This is a genomic window from Frankia sp. CpI1-P (assembly GCF_001421075.1).
Taxonomy (GTDB): domain Bacteria; phylum Actinomycetota; class Actinomycetes; order Frankiales; family Frankiaceae; genus Frankia; species Frankia torreyi.
Map to the genome: position 1 here is coordinate 1 of NZ_LJJX01000089.1, position 15,735 is coordinate 15,735.

Annotated in this window: 15 protein-coding genes, 9 pseudogenes and 1 CRISPR repeat array; of the genes and pseudogenes, 9 read left to right on the top strand and 15 right to left on the bottom strand. The window is 70.4% G+C overall.

The genetic code is table 11. The annotated features are described in order from the left end of the window. On the top strand, positions 1-173 hold a 173-nt coding region (locus FF86_RS29720), incomplete at both ends, for a transposase (protein ID WP_206779081.1). Positions 174-357: 184 nt separating this feature from the next. Here the strand turns inward: FF86_RS29720 and FF86_RS69260 are convergent. Next, positions 358-661, bottom strand: a pseudogene (locus FF86_RS69260) (MarR family winged helix-turn-helix transcriptional regulator); the annotation flags it as partial. A 208-nt stretch (positions 662-869) separates the two neighbouring features. Between FF86_RS69260 and FF86_RS69265 the strand changes: the two are divergent. Both FF86_RS69265 and FF86_RS69270 read left to right on the top strand, forming a co-directional pair. After that, positions 870-1,308 (top strand): SDR family NAD(P)-dependent oxidoreductase (locus FF86_RS69265; RefSeq protein WP_396230183.1); only part of this gene is annotated, 439 nt, incomplete at its 3' end. Between the two features lies 1 nt (position 1,309). Then, positions 1,310-1,628: pseudogene (locus FF86_RS69270) on the top strand (SDR family oxidoreductase); the annotation flags it as partial. 72 nt (positions 1,629-1,700) lie between these two features. Here FF86_RS69270 and FF86_RS29735 read toward each other — a convergent pair. Beyond that, complete coding sequence (locus FF86_RS29735; protein WP_044888594.1) at positions 1,701-2,696, bottom strand: aldo/keto reductase; 996 nt, start codon at positions 2,694-2,696, stop codon at positions 1,701-1,703. Between the two features lie 143 nt (positions 2,697-2,839). On the opposite strand from FF86_RS29735, the gene FF86_RS29740 reads away from it, so the two are divergent. After that, positions 2,840-3,694: a helix-turn-helix transcriptional regulator gene (locus FF86_RS29740; RefSeq protein ID WP_044888584.1), complete on the top strand. Its 855-nt coding sequence runs from the start codon at positions 2,840-2,842 to the stop codon at positions 3,692-3,694. Positions 3,695-3,850: 156 nt separating this feature from the next. Here the strand turns inward: FF86_RS29740 and FF86_RS29745 are convergent. Further along, positions 3,851-4,378: pseudogene (locus tag FF86_RS29745) on the bottom strand (TetR/AcrR family transcriptional regulator); the annotation flags it as partial. 102 nt (positions 4,379-4,480) lie between these two features. Here FF86_RS29745 and FF86_RS29750 point away from each other — a divergent pair. After that, the gene (locus FF86_RS29750) at positions 4,481-5,416 is read left to right on the top strand and encodes an SDR family oxidoreductase (RefSeq protein WP_044888586.1); all 936 of its coding nucleotides are present in this window, start codon (positions 4,481-4,483) and stop codon (positions 5,414-5,416) included. A gap of 37 nt (positions 5,417-5,453) precedes the next feature. Here the strand turns inward: FF86_RS29750 and FF86_RS29755 are convergent, their stop codons facing one another. The 9 genes and pseudogenes from FF86_RS29755 to FF86_RS29790 all read right to left on the bottom strand — a co-directional run bounded on the left by FF86_RS29755 (position 5,454) and on the right by FF86_RS29790 (position 10,580). Beyond that, complete coding sequence (locus FF86_RS29755) at positions 5,454-5,879, bottom strand: type II toxin-antitoxin system VapC family toxin (protein WP_044888587.1); 426 nt, start codon at positions 5,877-5,879, stop codon at positions 5,454-5,456. Next, positions 5,876-6,061: prevent-host-death protein (locus tag FF86_RS60820; protein ID WP_396230184.1), on the bottom strand; the 186-nt coding region annotated here is incomplete at its 5' end. The genes FF86_RS60820 and FF86_RS29755, both read right to left, overlap by 4 nt. A gap of 1 nt (position 6,062) precedes the next feature. Continuing rightward, positions 6,063-6,175 (bottom strand): annotated as a pseudogene (locus FF86_RS60825) (type II toxin-antitoxin system prevent-host-death family antitoxin); the annotation flags it as partial. A gap of 84 nt (positions 6,176-6,259) precedes the next feature. Further along, a complete protein-coding gene (locus FF86_RS29765; protein ID WP_044888588.1) occupies positions 6,260-7,234 on the bottom strand; it encodes an alpha/beta hydrolase in 975 nt (324 codons plus the stop codon). Positions 7,235-7,368: 134 nt separating this feature from the next. Then, positions 7,369-7,645, bottom strand: a pseudogene (locus FF86_RS69275) (NmrA/HSCARG family protein); the annotation flags it as partial. A 1-nt stretch (position 7,646) separates the two neighbouring features. After that, a pseudogene (locus FF86_RS69280) lies at positions 7,647-8,161 on the bottom strand (NmrA family NAD(P)-binding protein); the annotation flags it as partial. Beyond that, positions 8,158-8,625 (bottom strand): cupin domain-containing protein, encoded by a 468-nt coding sequence (locus FF86_RS29775; RefSeq protein WP_044888590.1) that lies wholly within the window; start codon positions 8,623-8,625, stop codon positions 8,158-8,160. The pseudogene FF86_RS69280 and the gene FF86_RS29775, both read right to left, overlap by 4 nt. 316 nt (positions 8,626-8,941) lie before the next feature. Beyond that, positions 8,942-9,868, bottom strand: a 927-nt coding sequence (locus FF86_RS29780) for an AraC family transcriptional regulator (RefSeq protein ID WP_206779080.1), incomplete at its 5' end; no start/stop codon positions are given. 472 nt (positions 9,869-10,340) lie between these two features. Then, positions 10,341-10,580, bottom strand: a complete 240-nt coding sequence (locus FF86_RS29790; protein ID WP_044888598.1) for a type II toxin-antitoxin system Phd/YefM family antitoxin — start codon at positions 10,578-10,580, stop codon at positions 10,341-10,343. A gap of 64 nt (positions 10,581-10,644) precedes the next feature. Between FF86_RS29790 and FF86_RS35095 the strand changes: the two genes are divergently transcribed. From FF86_RS35095 to FF86_RS29805, 4 genes and pseudogenes are all read left to right on the top strand, one after another. Beyond that, positions 10,645-11,031, top strand: coding sequence for a hypothetical protein (locus FF86_RS35095; RefSeq protein WP_044888591.1), 387 nt, complete (start codon positions 10,645-10,647; stop codon positions 11,029-11,031). A gap of 754 nt (positions 11,032-11,785) precedes the next feature. Next, a partial coding sequence (locus FF86_RS60830) for a helix-turn-helix domain-containing protein (protein WP_242419873.1) occupies positions 11,786-11,985 on the top strand: 200 nt, incomplete at its 3' end. Positions 11,986-12,064: 79 nt separating this feature from the next. Beyond that, positions 12,065-12,274, top strand: a pseudogene (locus tag FF86_RS60835) (winged helix-turn-helix domain-containing protein); the annotation flags it as partial. A 50-nt stretch (positions 12,275-12,324) separates the two neighbouring features. Further along, on the top strand, positions 12,325-12,732 hold the full coding sequence (locus tag FF86_RS29805) for a transposase (protein WP_242419876.1): 408 nt from the start codon (positions 12,325-12,327) through the stop codon (positions 12,730-12,732). Here the strand turns inward: FF86_RS29805 and FF86_RS29810 are convergent. The 3 genes and pseudogenes from FF86_RS29810 to FF86_RS60840 all read right to left on the bottom strand — a co-directional run. Continuing rightward, a complete protein-coding gene (locus FF86_RS29810; protein ID WP_255355974.1) occupies positions 12,727-14,298 on the bottom strand; it encodes a recombinase family protein in 1,572 nt (523 codons plus the stop codon). The two genes, FF86_RS29805 and FF86_RS29810, sit on opposite strands and share 6 nt — an antisense overlap. Positions 14,299-14,328: 30 nt before the next feature. Continuing rightward, positions 14,329-14,409 (bottom strand): annotated as a pseudogene (locus FF86_RS63445) (hypothetical protein); the annotation flags it as partial. Between the two features lies 1 nt (position 14,410). Then, positions 14,411-14,892, bottom strand: a pseudogene (locus FF86_RS60840) (recombinase family protein); the annotation flags it as partial. A gap of 562 nt (positions 14,893-15,454) precedes the next feature. Then, a CRISPR array of direct repeats spans positions 15,455-15,729; the repeat unit is 28 nt; unit sequence GTCGTCCCCGCCCGCGCGGGGATCTTCC. Positions 15,730-15,735: the final 6 nt, after the last annotated feature.

The window sequence follows — 15,735 nt, forward strand, 5'->3', positions numbered from 1 at the left end:
CGGCATGGCAGGACGAGTACCGCCGCTGGCGTCCCCCGGTAGAACGCGGAATCGCCTGGCTGGTAGCCCACGGCAACCGCCGCGTGCCCTACCGCGGCGTGACCCGCAACGACACCTGGCTCCACCACCGCGCCGCCGCACTCAACCTCCGCCGGCTGATCAACCTCGGACTCNCCCACACCAGCACCAACGGCTGGNCCCTGACCGCCGCACCCCCTTAAACCACGGCCATCCACCCCCACCAGCACCCCGCAAGATTTTCAGTGATCTTCTAGGCGCGGTCCTCGTCGGCGTCGGGGAAGTACAGGTAGAGGTCCATGGCCTGCATCATCGTGCGGAGCACGCGCCGAAGCTGGNGCTGCTGCTCGTCGTCGAGGAAGGCCAGGGTGCGATCCTCGGCTTTCCTGGTCGCCGCCTGGGCGCGAGCGAGCAGCTCGGTGCCCTCCGGCGTGATCCGGACCTGAAGGATCCGCCCGTGGGTGGGGTGCGGCTCGCGGTCGACGAGGCCCCGCTCGAGCAGCCCGGCGATCGCCGTCGACATCGACTGCGCGGTGACCCCGTTGCGCTGGCCCAGAGTGGCTCCGGACAGTGCCCCGGGGTCCACGAGGCCGAGCTGGGCGAGCGCGCCGAGCTGGGTGTGGGTCAGCGAGAACTCACGCAGCGCTCGGTCGACCTGCTGGGCGAGNGCTGTGCTCACCCGCCGCATCAGGTACGGCAACCGCTCCTCGAAGTTCTCCGCCACCGTGCTCCCTGTTCCGTTTCCTCCGTCGCGCCCGTGCTTGCGTGGCCACGGTAGCGGCCTGGACATGTGTCAGGTGCCTGATAATGTAACTGATATTGGCACGATCCGGCTCGAGAGGAGCAGAGCTATGAGCGCAGCACGCACCGTCGTGGTCACCGGCGCCTCCGGCGGCATCGGTTCCGAGATCGTCGACCGGTTTCTGACCCAGGGCGACACCGTCGTCGCCGCCGACGTCTCGTCGGAGGCGCTCGCCACCTGGCGCGCCCGGTGGGACTCGGGCGCGCCCGGCGGGCAGCACCCGTCGCTGCACGCCGTCGTCGCGGACATCTCCAGCGAGGAGAGTGTCGCCGAGCTGGCCGAGGCCACGCGGCGACGCTTCGACACCGTCGACGTGCTGATCAACTGCGCCGGTATCTTCCCCTCGGTTCCCTTCGAGGAGATGACCGTCGAGCTGTGGCGTCAGGTGCTCGAGGTCAACCTCACCGGCACCTTCCTCATGACGCGGGCGTTCGTCCCCCTCATGAAGGCGAGCGGCCGCGGTCGCATCGTGAACATCGGGTCCGGCTNGGTCTTCAGCGGTACGCCCCTGCAGTCGGCCTACGTCGCGTCCAAGGGCGGCATCATGGGCCTGACCCGGACCCTGGCGCGCGAGCTCGGCGGGTACGGCATCACGGTCAACCTGGTCACCCCGGGGCTCACCGCCACCCCGGCGGCGGCCGACGTGATTCCCGCGTCGGTGCTGGCGGAGCAGCGACAGTTGCGGGCGCTCCAGCGGGACGAGACCGCCGAGGACCTGGCCGGCCCGGTCTTCTTCCTCGCCTCCGACGACGCCGCCTTCGTCACCGGCCAGACGCTCAACGTCGACGGAGGCCGCCACCTGCTGTGACCGTCGTACGGCCTGAGGGGTGCAGGGCAGGGTAGCGACGCCAGCGGCCGAGAATCGGGGTCGGGGTCGGAATCAGTTCCCCACGCCGAGGCTCGACATGTGCGCGGATGGATACCGATCGCCGCGCGCCGCGCCCGCCGGCACCGCCTTCTCGATCTCGGCGAAGTCGTCCAGGGTGAGGTTCAGCTCCGTCGCGGGCAGTGCCTCGGCCAGTCGCTGGCGGGTGCGGGCGCCGATCAGCGGCACGATGTCCCGGCCCTGCGCGGCCACCCAGGCGATGGCGAGCTGGGCGACGGTGCAGCCCTTCGCCTCGGCGACCCGGCGCAGTGCCTCCACCAGGGCGAGATTGTGTTCCACGTTCCCGTTCGAGAACCGCGGGCTGAGGCCGCGGACATCGCCAGGGCCGGCGACGTGACCGGCGCTCCAGTGCCCGGAGATGAGGCCCCGCCCGAGGACCCCGTACGCGGTCAGGCCGATGCCCAGTTCCCGCAGCGTAGGCAGAATGTCCGCCTCCACCGCGCGGGACAGCAGCGAGTACTCGATCTGCAGATCGGCGATCGGGTGCACGGCGTGCGCCCGTCGTATCGTCTCGGCGTTGACCTCCGAGAGCCCGATGTGTCGGACATGACCGGCGTCGATCATCTCCTTGATCGTGCCCACCGTCTCCTCGATCGGTACCCCGGGGTCCAGCCGGGCGGGACGGTAGATGTCGAGGTGATCGGTGCCCAGCCGGGTCAGCGAGTAGGCCAGGAAGTTCTTCACCGCCTCGGGACGGCCGTCATGCCCGCCGAACTCGGAGCCCGGTCCCCGCAGCGAGCCGAACTTGACGCTCAGCGTGTAGCTGTCGCGGTCCCGGCCGCGCAGCGCCTCGGCGAGCAGCAGCTCGTTGTGGCCCATGGCGTAGAAATCGGCGGTGTCGATCAGCGTGACGCCGGCCTCCAGCGCGGCGTGCACGGTGGCGATACTCTCCGCGCGGTCGGCCGCGCCGTAAGCCCCCGACATGCCCATCGCACCCAGGCCCAGCGCGGAGACGGCCGGTCCGGTGCTGCCCAGGGTTCGTGTCTGCATCGCGTTCTCCTCGTTGTCGCTGGCGCCCGTCGTCGCCGGCGCCACCCACCATGCGCCTGCGCCGGGACGGGCGGCAGCGGAGTGTTCATCGTGGGAGCGCGGCTCCCTGGCTCGGCCTGCCGGGTCCGAGGGAGCATGAATCCATGCAGCGTGCCGAGCTCGCCGACTTCCTGCGCCGCCGCCGCGAGACGATGCGACCGGCCGAGGTCGGGATCGCCGACGGCCCCCGGCGCCGCACCACCGGCCTGCGCCGGGAGGAGGTGGCCATGCTCGCCGGCATGTCGGTCGACTACGTCGTACGCCTCGAGCAGGGCCGCAGCAGCCAGCCCTCGACCCAACTCCTCGGCGCGCTGGCCCGGGCGTTGCGCCTCGCCGACGACGAACGCGACCACCTGTTCTACCTGGCCGGCCACCGGCCCCCGCCCGCCGACGGCGTGGCCCGCCTGGCTCGCGCCGGCCTGGTGCGCATGCTTGATCTGCTCGGCGACACCCCGGCCCTGGTGCTGTCCGACCTGGGGGAGGTTCTCGCCCAGAACCGGGCGGCCATCCTGCTGCAGGGCGATCACACCGGCTTCTCCGGCGACCGGCGCTACATCGCGTATCGGTGGTTCACCGACCCCGCTGCCCGGGCCGCCTGCCCGGTGGAGGAACAAGAACACCGGGCTCGTCAGATTGTCGCCGACCTGCGCGCGGTCGCCGGCCGGCGGTCCGGCGACCCCACGGTCGCTGGACTCGTCGAGCGGTTGCAGGCCGCGAGTACCGACTTCCGCCGGTTCTGGGCCGAGCATGAGGTGGCGGTGAGGCGGGCCGACCGCAAGACCATGCTCCACTCGCGGGTGGGCCGCCTGCTGATGGACTGCGAGACCCTGGTCACCCCCGACCAGGGTCAGCGGCTGCTGGTGCTCACCCCGGCGAATACCGAGGCCCACGAGCGGCTGGAGCTGCTGCGCGTGCTCGGCCTCGAGGACTTTCCCAAGGGGCTCCGGGCACGCCCCTGACGTGAGGCGGGCCGGTGCGGCTCACCGGGGCCGCGCGACCGACGGCTGCGTGCCGCCTTCGAGGGTGGCGGGGCGTTCGAGGGCGGCGAGGAAGGTTTCGGCCGCGTCCTGGACCCGGTCCCGATCACCGGTGGCGAGCAGGTCGAGCAGCAGCCNGCGGATGGTGGCGATCACGAGGGTGGCCGTGCGCGTCGCGGTCGCCGGGTCGGTGTCCGGTCCCTGGGCGTCGACCAGGGCGCTCATCCAGTAGGCGACGACGTGCTCGAGGAACGCCGCGAACTGCTGCGGAGCCTGTAGTGCGCGCCCGTAGACCGCGAAGAACAGCCTGAACTCCGCTTCGTGTTGCGGGTCGAACGCCCGGGTCCAGGACGCGCGGGCCTCCGCGGCCAGGTCGGGCTGCTCGCCGGCCAGGTCGCGAGTGGCCGCGAAGATGCGCTCCCGCAGGCGTCCGAGGATGGCCTCGAGCATCTGCTCCTTGGTGCCGAAGTGATGCACCAACGTCGTGGGCGACACCCCGAGGGCGGCGGCGACGGGCCGCCACGTCAGCTCGGAGAACCCGTACTCGGCCGCGTACTCGACCGCCGCGTCGAGCAGCTCGGCCCGCCGCTGATGGTTGACCGGCCGTCCCGCCATGGCCGCCGCCTCCCGGGTCGTCGTGGTTTGACGTTGCTGGTACGGCCGCATACTGTCATTTCTAGTACGGTCGTACTATCAATGGTAGACGGGCATCCCGGGTCGCTCGCCGCGCATCCACCCCGGTGCGCGCCCCCATCGTGGAGGTTTCCCATGCATGTGTTCCTCACTGGAGCGTCAGGCTGGGTCGGTCGCGGGCTCGTCCCCGACCTGATCGCCGCCGGTCACACGGTCACCGGGCTCGCCCGCTCCGAGGCCGCGGCCGTCACCCTGCGGGCGGCGGGGGCCGAGGTCCGCGCGGGATCGCTCGACGACCTCGACATCCTGCGTGACGCCGCCGCGGCCGCCGACGGCGTCATCCACCTCGCGTTCAAGCACGACATCGCCTTCGCCGGCGACTTCGCCGGCGCCACCGACGCCGACCGCGCGGCGATCGGGACCTTCGGTGAGGCCCTCGCCGGCACCGACAAGCCGTTCGTCATCGCCTCCGGCATCCTCGGCGTGCTCGGCCTACCGCCGGGAGTCGTCGCCACCGAGAACGACGGGCGCGCCGCGCAGGACGCCGATCGCGAGGTCCCGATCAGCGGGGCGAACGGGCGGATCGACAACGCCAACTACACGCTCGCGCTCGCTGCCCGCGGGGTCCGCTCCTCGGTCGTGCGGCTGCCACCGGCCACCCACGGCGACGGCGACAACGGGTTCATCCCGACCGCGATCGACTTCGCGCGTCAGAAGGGCGCCGCGGCCTACGTCGGCGACGGAACCAACCGCTGGCCGGCCGTCCACCGCGACGACGCCGCGCGCCTGTTCCGCCTCGCCCTCGAAGCGGCGCCGCCCGGTTCGGCGCTGCATGCGGTCGGCGACGAGGGCGTCCCCCTCCGCGAGGTCGCCGAGGTCCTCGCCGCCCATCTCGACCTTCCCGCGGTCTCCGTCACCCCCGACCAGATCGGGGATTACGTCGGCTTCCTCGGCGGCTTCTGGGGATTCGACGGCCCCGCCTCCGCGCAGATCACCCGCGACCTACTCGGCTGGCAGCCAACCCGTCCGGGCCTGATCGCCGACCTCAAGGAAGGCCACTACTTCGCCTGATACTCCCACCGGTTCAGCTGGGACAGGACCCCGTCGATCAGCTCCCCGCAGCGGAGTGCGGCCCCGGCGCCGCGGTCGGGAGATCGGCTCGGCGCGCCGCTTCGAGAAGGCGCTTGTCGTAGGTGACAAACGCCTCCATCCGAGTGTCGTTCTCGTCGGACAGCCGAAGGGCGGTAGCGAGGTGAATGGCGTCGGGAGACCGTAGGAGCGGGTCATCAAAGGCGGCCGCGACGGCGCGCACGTGGGCATCGATTTCCAGGCGGTACATCCGGTCCAGTACTCGCGGCACGCGCCCGAGTGCTTCCGGGGCGGCTCGCCTGATCGCGCGCGTCACCTCCACCTCCGCCAGGGTGGAGGTGAAACGTGGTAGGGCGTCGCGGACGTTGAGCCAGTCAACAAGCGCGGGGCTTTCAGGTTCGGCCACGACAAGTTTCACTACTGCCGCCGAATCCAGGTAGATCACCAGCGTTCCTCGTCCCGCATGGCGATCAGATCGTTGGTCGCGCTGACGGCGGGGTCGCCAAGAAGCGGCGGCATGGGCACCGGCCCCTCCGTCGCCGGCGGTATCGCGCGGCCCTCCGTCACAAGGCGGTCGAGCGCTGCTGTGCCACGGCCGATGGGGACCAGCCGCGCAACCGGACGCCCNCGGTCGGTCACCTCGATCGTCTCTCCGCGCCGAACCCGGTCGATGACCTGGCTGGTGCTCTGATTGAGTTCCCGCACCCCGACCCTGTCCACGCGCCCAGTGTAGAACATCATGTCCTACGTAGTGGTTGCGGGCATCGAGCCCCGGCCAGGCACCCGCCGGCCGGCGGTCCCCGGCTTGGCTGGACGGTGGGGCGGTCACAGGGAGCGGATGACCCTGATCCGGTCGGCCATGGCGCGGCGCGCGGCGTCGCTCTGGTAGGCGATGGCGTCGTACTCGTGCGGGGCGCCTGGGGTGAGGTGCAGTTCGACGGGCACACCACCGCGGCTGAGCAGCAGCGCGTAGGCCAGATCCTCGTCGCGGAAGATGTCGAGCTGGCCGACCTCGAGGTAGGCCGGTGGCAGCCCGGTCGCGTCCTCGAGCCGGGCGGGAGCCGCGAGTGCCGGTACCTCGGTGCCACCGGCGCGCGCACCGAGGAACGCCTGCCAGCCGGTGATGTTGTCCTCGTAGGTCCAGGCGGCGTAGGGCACGATGTGCGGGTCCGGAATCGTGGTGCGGTCGTCGAGCATCGGGAAGATCAGCAGTTGTCGCGCGATGGCCGGTCCGCCGCGGTCGCGGGCGAGGATCGACACCGCGGCCGCCAGGCCGCCGCCCGCGCTGTCGCCCATGACGGCGATGCGAGCCGGATCGACGGCGAGCTCGGTGGCGTGCTCGTGCAGCCACTGCAGCCCGGCGTAGACGTCCTCGACCGGGGTGGGGAACGGGTGCTCGGGGGCGAGACGGTAGTCCACGGCGAGGAAGGGCACGCCGCTGCGTGACACCAGGCGGCTGACGGCGCCGTCGTTGATCGACACGCTGCCGAGGATCATGCCGCCGCCGTGGAGGTACAGCACCGCGGGGCCGGGCGCGACGTCGTCGGTGTCGCTGGTGTCGGTGTCGCTGGTTCGATACCAGCGCAGGAGCAGCCTGGCTCCGTCCGCGGTGGTCAGCTCGTGATCGGTGATGCGGACGTCGTCGGCGGTGGGCTGAAGCCGGTCGACGGTGGCGAGCATCGTGTTCATGACGACGCGGCGGCCGTCGACATCGCCCACCGGCGGCGGTGCCACATCGGCCAGCCCGGCCATGAGGGGGCCGAGCGCCTCGGCGATCTGCGGATCGAGTTCAAGCGTCAACGGTCCGATGTCCTTCCCTGGGCTTGAAGATCCGGTGGGCGGCGCGGGGGGTCGGCGGGCGGTGAGCCCCCCGGCAGGTCATGACGCGCCCGGCCCGGATGCGCCGAGTTCCGCGATGTAGGCGGCCAGTGTGNGCGGCTCGCGCCGCAGGATCGTGCGGAGCACGAGTGCATTGCCGCCATGGAAGCCGTGCCGGTCGTACTCGGCGAACATCGCGCCCAGACCGGCGGGCTGCCCGGGCGGCAACGTGAACCCGGTGGGCAGGTCCTCGGCGGTCACCGCGCGACCGGCGGCCTCGGTCATCAGCTCGGCGAGCCGCACGCGGTCCACCGTGCCGGGTGCGGCGAGCTCGAACGTGCCGAAGGAGAGCCGATCGTCGACGAACGCGAGCGCGGCGGCCTCGGCGACGTCNCGGTAGTCGACGTAGGTCATCTTCGCGTGCTTCGACCAGGGCATGACGAGCGTGCCGGTGCGGCGGGCCTGCTCGTAGGCGCCGTCGAGGCCCTGCATGTACATCGCGGGCTGCAGGATCGTGAAGTCCAGCGTCGAGGCGTAGAGGGCCGCCTCGATCGGCCGGGTGCTGGCGTGGTTCTCCAACGGTAGGGAGGGGTGGTAGACGCCGTTGTAGACGATCTTACGGATGCCGGCGGACTGCGCCGCCTCAACGAGGTTGAGTCCCATTTTCGTCGCGTCCGGCGCGAAGGCCGGGGTGATCAGAAATGCGCCGTCGACGCCGTCGAACGCGGCGCGCAGACTGGCCGGGTCACCGAGGTCCGCGGTGACGGTCTCGCCCGCGCCGTGCCTCAGCGGGATGTCGCGCTTGCCCGGATCGTGCACGACCGCGCGTACGTCGATGCCGTGGCGCACGAGAGCGGGCACGACCAGCCCGGCGAACGTGCCGGTTGCCCCGGTCGCGAGGATCTTCATCGCGGCGGTCCGACGACGATATTGCCGAACTTCTCGGCCGCTTCGGCCATCCGTTCGGGGGAAATCTGGAAGCCGTCGGGTCGCGGGGTGGACTTGTCGCGGCCGCTGTAGCGGAACATGCCCTCAATGCCGGCCGGCGTGTTGATCATCAATAGGTCGGCCTTCTTCGACGTGATCCGGTAGGCGTGCGGCTTACCCTTGGGGAGGAAGACCACGCCGCCTTCGGACAGCTCGTACTCGCGGTCGTCGTACCAGACCAGCGCGGTACCGCTGATCAGCATGAACACCTCGTCCTCGAGGGTGTGCGTGTGATAAGGCGGCGCCTCGCCCTCGCTGACGTCGAATCTGCCCATCATCAGCTGGCCGTCGGTCGCCGCGCCGTCGAGCACCATCGTGAGAGTTCCGCCGTCGAGCCATTCGAGCTGCTGTTGCTGCTGGGCCTGGGCGAGATAGAGCATGCTCACGCCGTTCTCCTTCGCATCGTCGGTGCAACGTCCATCGCGCCTTCCAGCCCGGGGCCGGCACGGCGCGCCACGCGGGACGGAGCCCTCAACCGGGTGCGATTTCTGGCATCCACGCGCTAAGCCTCATGGTGACCACGCCTCGAGCCTAGGCGTACACGCATCCGGCGCGTATGCGCTTGATTGCTACAAAGATGTTCCTTATTGCGGCGCTCGCGCCTCAGGCTCGGTCACGTGTGGTCGCGGCCGGCCGCAGTCCATCGCGGCCGGTCGCAGTCGATTGCGGTAGTTCGCAGTCGATCGCGGCCGGTCGTAGCCCCTACGTCGCGCGGCTGCGGCGGAACGCCCGAGGCGCCATACCGGTCTCGCGGCGGAACGCGGTCGAGAACTGGCTGGCGCTGCTGAACCCGCACTGCCGCGCGATGTCGGCGACGGACAGATCGCTGTCCTCGAGACGATGCCGCGCCACGTCGATCCGCAGGCGGGTGAGAAACCGGCGTGGCGGCAGTCCCGTCGAGGCGTGAAAGACGCGCAGGAAGTGATACGGGCTCAGCCCGGCGCTGCCGGCCAGGTCGGCGAGCGACAGGGGCAGGTGAAGGTTGTCCCGCATGAACTCGACCGCCGTCCGGACCCGGGCGTCCTCCCTCCCGACGCCGACGGGCCCCGGCGATCCGGTCCCGTAGTGGCTGAGCACATGGGCGAGCAGGAAGGCCGCCGAGGTCTGCGCGTACAGCTCGTCGACTCCCGCGGCCATCGCGTGCGTGAGCGCGGTCAGGACGCTGCGCACGACGCGGTCCTCGGTCAACACCGGCTCCGTCAGGGTGACCGGCGAGGACCGTCGATGGCTCAGCAGGGCGGCGGTACGCGCGAGATCGTCTGCCGGGAGAACCATGACAACGAGCTCGCGGATGCCGCTCCCCGCCTGCGTCCACTCATAACTCAGCGGTACTCCGGCTGGGACGATCCACGCCTTCCCCGGCGCGAGCTGGGCGGATCGCCGCGCTACTCCGTCGCGTCGTTGCACGGCCACGCTTCCACGGGTCACGAGCATGATCCGGGGATGGGGCAGGACGCCCATGTCCGCGCGTCCCGAGGAATCACAGCGCTGAGCGACCCGGACGAGCACCGACTCCCAACCGGTATCCCGCACGCTGCAACGTCGGGTCGCACACCGCACGTCCTGGTCGAAGCGCTGCGCCAGGTCAGCCGCGGCGAACCGCATCGCCCCCGACGCCAACGGATCTGCNGTCACGCTGAGCTCCTGTGCTCTCGTCCTCAGGCCCCGCGGCGCGGGTCGCCTCGCCGTGTCCAACCCAGTCTGCACAGCGAGAGGCCGTCGAGCAGGCGAGGCAATCAGCTCCCCCGGCGACCCGCTGGGCAGGCTCACAGACCGGGAACGAGCGGTGCTGGCCCTGATGGCACGCGGGCACTCCGTGGAAGCCGGCGCAGGACCGTTGTCAATCAGTCTTGGTCGACGCCGAGAAGTCGACCTGTGTAGGCGGGTAGCACGCTGTGATCCAGCCACGAGTCGAGGACGGCCNTCTGCCGCGGGTCGTGTCGTCGCTTGGTTTCGATGCCGGCGCGCAGTTCGAGCAAGGTGATGANGGAGAGGAAGGTGNCTGATGGCGACAGGGTTTCTGCCCAGGCGTTGAATCGGTCGTCCCTGCGCGTGGACGGTTTGCGGAGTTCCGAGATGACGTTGGTGTCGAGCAGGAAACTCACAGGTCGACCTCGCGCAGCGAGTCCCGTGGACGCACAGGCTCGAAGTCGATGTCCTCGTCCAGAACGAATACGTCGCCCAGACTGCCCGCGGTGCCCGTGAGCCGCTGATAGTCGGCGAACGACAGCAGGACGTGCGATGGCCTACCGTGATCCGTAATGATCACAGGGCCATTGGCGGCGGCCCGCTTGACCGCGCTCACGTCGCGGTTGAACTCCCACGATGAGACGATCGACATCTCGACCACCTCCCTGGTAGGTACGTACCTACGCTATCCGTCAGGGGGCGCCTCGCCCAGCCGGGTGCCGAAGATCGCGACACTCGACTTTGCCCCCGTCGACGCCCGCGACGTCGCCACCGCACACCGGCTGGCGCTTCAGGTACCGGCCGCCGCGGGCCGCCGGTACATCCTGTCGACCGAGGCCATCTGGCTCGCCGACATCGCCCGACGGCTCGTCGTCAGCGAACGCACCGTCGAAGGACACGTACGCCACCTACTGATCAAGATCGGGCTGGCCGAGGTGGACCACGGCCACCGCCGCGTGCTCGCTGTCCTCGCTGTCCTCGCCCACCTACGACACGCCGCCCTGCCGGCCCCGCCCATGCCCGGCGTCTGGCTGGAAACAGCGGTTCGGGTGGCGGCAACCCGGTTGTCTACCCGGGGCTCGAACCAGCCACCGACGTCCTGACCAGCACCGCTCCGAGACACCGACCTCACAGCGATAGATCNCAAACCACACCCGCGCAGGTCACAGGCCTGATCAGTAACTAGGTGGGCCGTCAGGGACTCGAACCCTGAACTCGCCGGTTAAAAGCCGGCCCGACCGTGTGTCAACCGCTGTCGGATGGTGACGGCCAGGGTTCCTCACCAGCATGTTTCACGCTGTGTAATGTCGGAGCGTGTCGGGGAAGTACGCGCCTGACCGCGCCGTTCGCGCCCACATCCCGGCCACAACGATCATGTTTTCCGGCCCGGTTCCCGTCTCGGGGAGCCGGGCCGCAGCCCGTTTCAGGCGGACGCCGGTGACGCCGAGGCGCTTGCCAGGTCAGGATCAACTGCAGCACGACGATCCCTGGCCAGGTGCCGACGCCCACCAGCCACGTCCGCCGCACCTTCACCGCCACCTAACCCTCGTCGGCTGGCTGGGCGGCGAGGATGGACTGGCCGGGCTGGCCCGGCGGTGTCGTGCCCAGGCCGTGCAGTCCACCGCTGTGGCTGATGATCCCCTACGTGGGCCATCGTGCGGCATTCCNTGGCCGACCAAGCCCGTCGAGTTCGGCCGCGTCCGCGCGGGACTCGCCTTCGTGGATGCCGCGACCAAACGCCCTGTCCGACGCACACCTTTGTGCTCGCGTGCTACAGATCTTGAATGGTCGGGGTCTGTTTGATCACATCCGGTCTGCCCGGGTATAACCTGGCCGCCATCGTGACTTACCGGAGGTATGAGATATGCGGATGGTGGTGGCTTAACGGCGGAGGGTCGTGCTCGCCGGGAAGCGGTCCGGGTGCAGGCCGCGGGCCTGTTCGCTGCGGGGGTCGACCCGGTGGAGGTCGCTGGGCGGCTGCGGGTGAGCACGAAGTCGGCCTACCAGTGGAAGCGACGCTGGCGGGCCGGTGGCGAAACGGCGCTGGTGTCGGCCGGNCCGAGTGGGGTGTCGTGCCGGCTGTCCGATCGTCAGCTCGACCGGCTACGCGTGGAACTGGCCCGGGGTCCGGCCGCNCACGGCTGGCCGGACCAGCGGTGGACCCTGGCCCGGGTCACCACTCTGATCGGCCGGCTGTTCCACGTCCGGTACACCCTGCGCGGTACCTCGTATCTGCTGCACCGCATGGGTTACAGCCCCCAGGTCCCCGCCCGCCGAGCCACCGAACGCGACGATCAGAAAGTCGCCGCGTGGCGGGCTGAGACCTGGGCGAAGGTACGAGGCTAGCGGCGACGACCGGCGCGTGGATCGTCTTCGAGGACGAGGCGGGGCAGGGCCTGCGCCCCCCGAAGGCCCGGACCTGGGCACCCCGAGGAGACACCCCGACCGTGCGGGTATCCGGGAAGGGCTCGGGACGGGTGTCGATGGCGGCCCTGGTCTGCTACCGGCCCGGTCAGCGGCCCCGGCTGTTCTACCGGGTCCTGGCCCACCACGGCCGCAAAGGTGAGCGCCGCAGCTTCTCCGAAGACGACTACGCCACCCTGATCGTCGCCGCGCACCACCAACTCCACGCCCCGATCATCCTGTGCTGGGACAACCTCAACACCCACCACAGCGCCGCCATGCGGGTGTTCCTCACCCGCCACGCCAGCTGGCTCACCGTGATCCGCCTGCCCACCTACGCCCCCGACCTCAACCCCGTCGAGATAGGTTTGCCGGACTACGAGGCGCGTATTCGTTCATGATGTGTTGCCTCCGTGCTGGTGCTGGAACTGCTGGTCGGCTGGGTCGTCGGTCCAGCGGCGGCGGTTGTGGTAGCCGGCCGGGAGCTGGTGTAGGGCGCGCAGGCGTTCGACCTCGGCGTGGTTGGCGGTGATGATCCAGCGGTAGGGCGGTCGGCTGTCCTGGCGTCCGGTGGCCCAGCCGCGCCGTACCCAGGTGTAGAGGGTCGCCGCTGGCATTGCGATCTGGCGGGCGAGGTCGGTCAGCCACCACTGGTCGGGGCCGAGGCTGCCCCGGTCGGTGCGGCGGTCGTGGTCCAGGCCGGGTCGCAGGCCCAGGCGGCGGGCCAGGTGCTGGATCTCGCCGACGTTGAAACGTTCGCGCAGGTGGGGGGTGCGGAACCCGTCGGCGGCGAGCTGGTCGGCGATCGCGGCGTTGCCCAGGCCCGCGTCGACCAGTTCTGCGAGCCGGGCGACCAGTGCCGGGTGGTAGGACAGCTGGTCGAGGCGTGCGACCGGGCGGACCAGGTCGGCGTGGGTCTGGTGGCCGCCGGCCCAGGTGATGGTGGCGTGGACCTGCTCGCTGGTGCCCGCGGCGGTGACCGTGACCTGGTCGACCACGGCGCGGATCAGTCTCTTGCGGTCGGCGGTGGTGGTCGTCGGGGCCGACCACAGCGCCGGGATGTCGGCGGCCAGGGCGCGGATCGCGGTCTGCTCGGCGCCGGACAGCCGGGTGGGGTGCTGACGGGCGAACCGCGCGTGGTCCTCGGCGAACTGCGCTCGGGCAGCCAGCGCCTGTTCCCACTCGCGCTCGAGCTGTCTGACCACCAGGCGGTTTTCGGGTTCGGCCAGCTGGTACTGGCGGCGGGCGCGTTCGGCGGCATACTCGGCGCGCTCGCGGCGCTGCCGCCAGATCCGGTCCACCTGGGCCCGGTGCGCCTCGATCTGCTCGGCCGCGGCCAGCGACACCTCCAGTGCCGCCGGTGCCAGCGCGTCCAGCACCTGGGAGACGACATGGTCGTCCACACAGCGCCCGGCCATCTGCTGGCAGCGCGGCTCGCCGTAGGTGTGATGGCGTCGCTGACAGCAGTAGCGGTGGACCGGCCCGCAGGCTCCGGCCTCGTAGGCGACCTGCATCCGCTGGCCGCAGTGCCCGCAGACCACCAGCCCGGCCAGCAGCGCCGGACCGTCCCGCGGGGCTCCCAGGCTGTCGGCCCGCGCCCGGTTGGCGGCCATCCGCGCGAGATTGCGCTCGTACTGCTCGGCGCCGATGTAGGCGGGCAGCGCGCCGTCGATGCGTACCTGCCACTGCTCGGCCTGTAGGCCGCGGACCCGTCCGGAGTGCTCGCGGCCGGGTCGCCGCCGGGACGGGTCGGTGCGGCTGCGGCCGTAGGCGTAGATCCCCGCATACGCCGGATTGCGCAGCATGTTGACCAGGCCCTGCTGGTGAGGCGGACGCCAGACCACCTCGCCCTTGCCCGGCCCCGACCGCTCCCGCATCCCGATCTGCACCCGATGCTCGACCAGGAACCGCAACACCGCGTGCACGGTGCCCAGCCGCTCGAACAGCTCGAACACCAGGCGCACCACCGCCTGGACCTGCTCGTCCGGATCGAGGGNGACCTCGCCCGAGGGGCGGCGCACATATCCGGCCGGCAGCGGCACCGCCAACTCCCCGCGGCCCGCCCTGGCCAGCCGCCCNGCTGTCATCCGCTGCTTGAGCACGTGCAGCTCGACCTCGCTCATGGTGCCCTTCAACCCGAGCAGCAGCCGGTCGTTGTACTCGTTCGGATCGTAGACCCCGTCGGTGTCGGCCAGCAGGACCCCGGCCAGCGAGCACAGCTCGACCAGCTGGTGCCAGTCACGTCCCGCGCGGGCCAGCCGCGACATCTCCAACCCCACCACCAGGCCCACATGCCCCATGGTGATCTCGGTAACCAGGCGAGCGAACCCCGGCCGCTCGGCCACCCCGGCCGCCGAACGCCCCAGATCCTCGTCGATCACCAGCACCCGCGACGACGACCAGCCCAGCGCCCCGGCCCGCTCGACCAGCCCGTACTGCAACCGGGTCGACTCGCCATGGTCGAGCACCTGCTGACGGGAGGACTGCCGCACATACACCACCGCCAGGCGATCCCGGTGCTGACCCTGGATCTTCCCGACCTCGCGCTCACACAGCAGCATCGACGTCACCGCCGTCCCGCCCGCCGCTGCCGACCGCCCGACCTGCCAGCCGCTCCACCAGCACGATCAGGACTGCGACTGCCTCCCGCCGGTTCGGCTCCGGCAGCAGCGCCCACGGCATGCCCGCCGGGATCCGGGGAGATCGTCTGTTCCGGTGCCGTCCACAACGCACCGCCTTCACACCGCTCACGGGCCCGTAGCTGATCAACCAGCTCGACCAGCCGCAGCAACCCCTCCCCACTGATAATCGGCGCGTCAGCGCCGCCCTGTCCAACTCGACCTGCACCGCGGCAAACCGACTGAAGGGGTCTGGGCGCATGTCAAACGCGACCTGGGCAACCACACCCGCGTCACCGTCGACCAGCTCACCATCACGATCAAGACCCTGCTCAAACGCATCCAGTACCGACCCGACCTCATCACCGGTTTCCTCGGCCAGANCGACCTGACCCTGGATCCGCAACCCCCGTAACCAGACCCTGACCATTCAAAATCTGTACCACCGGCAAGCGAGAGGCCGCGACCAATAGTTGATCATTATTGGCTGCCTGTCAAGATGCCTTCGCGTCCCGCCCGCACTGATAAATTTGGATGGCCTACCTGTGAGAAAGTGCAGGTCAGCAAGTGTCGTCCCCGCCCGCGCGGGGATCTTCCCCCGCAGACGTGTACGCGACGGGGCGCGGTTGCGTCGTCCCCGCCCGCGCGGGGATCTTCCCTTTTCGTACCCGTCGATGATGAGCCATGAGCCGTCGTCCCCGCCCGCGCGGGGATCTTCCTGCATTTCGTGCGCAGAGAGGCGGTCGGTGGCAGTCGTCCCCGCCCGCGCGGGGATCTTCCGCCATA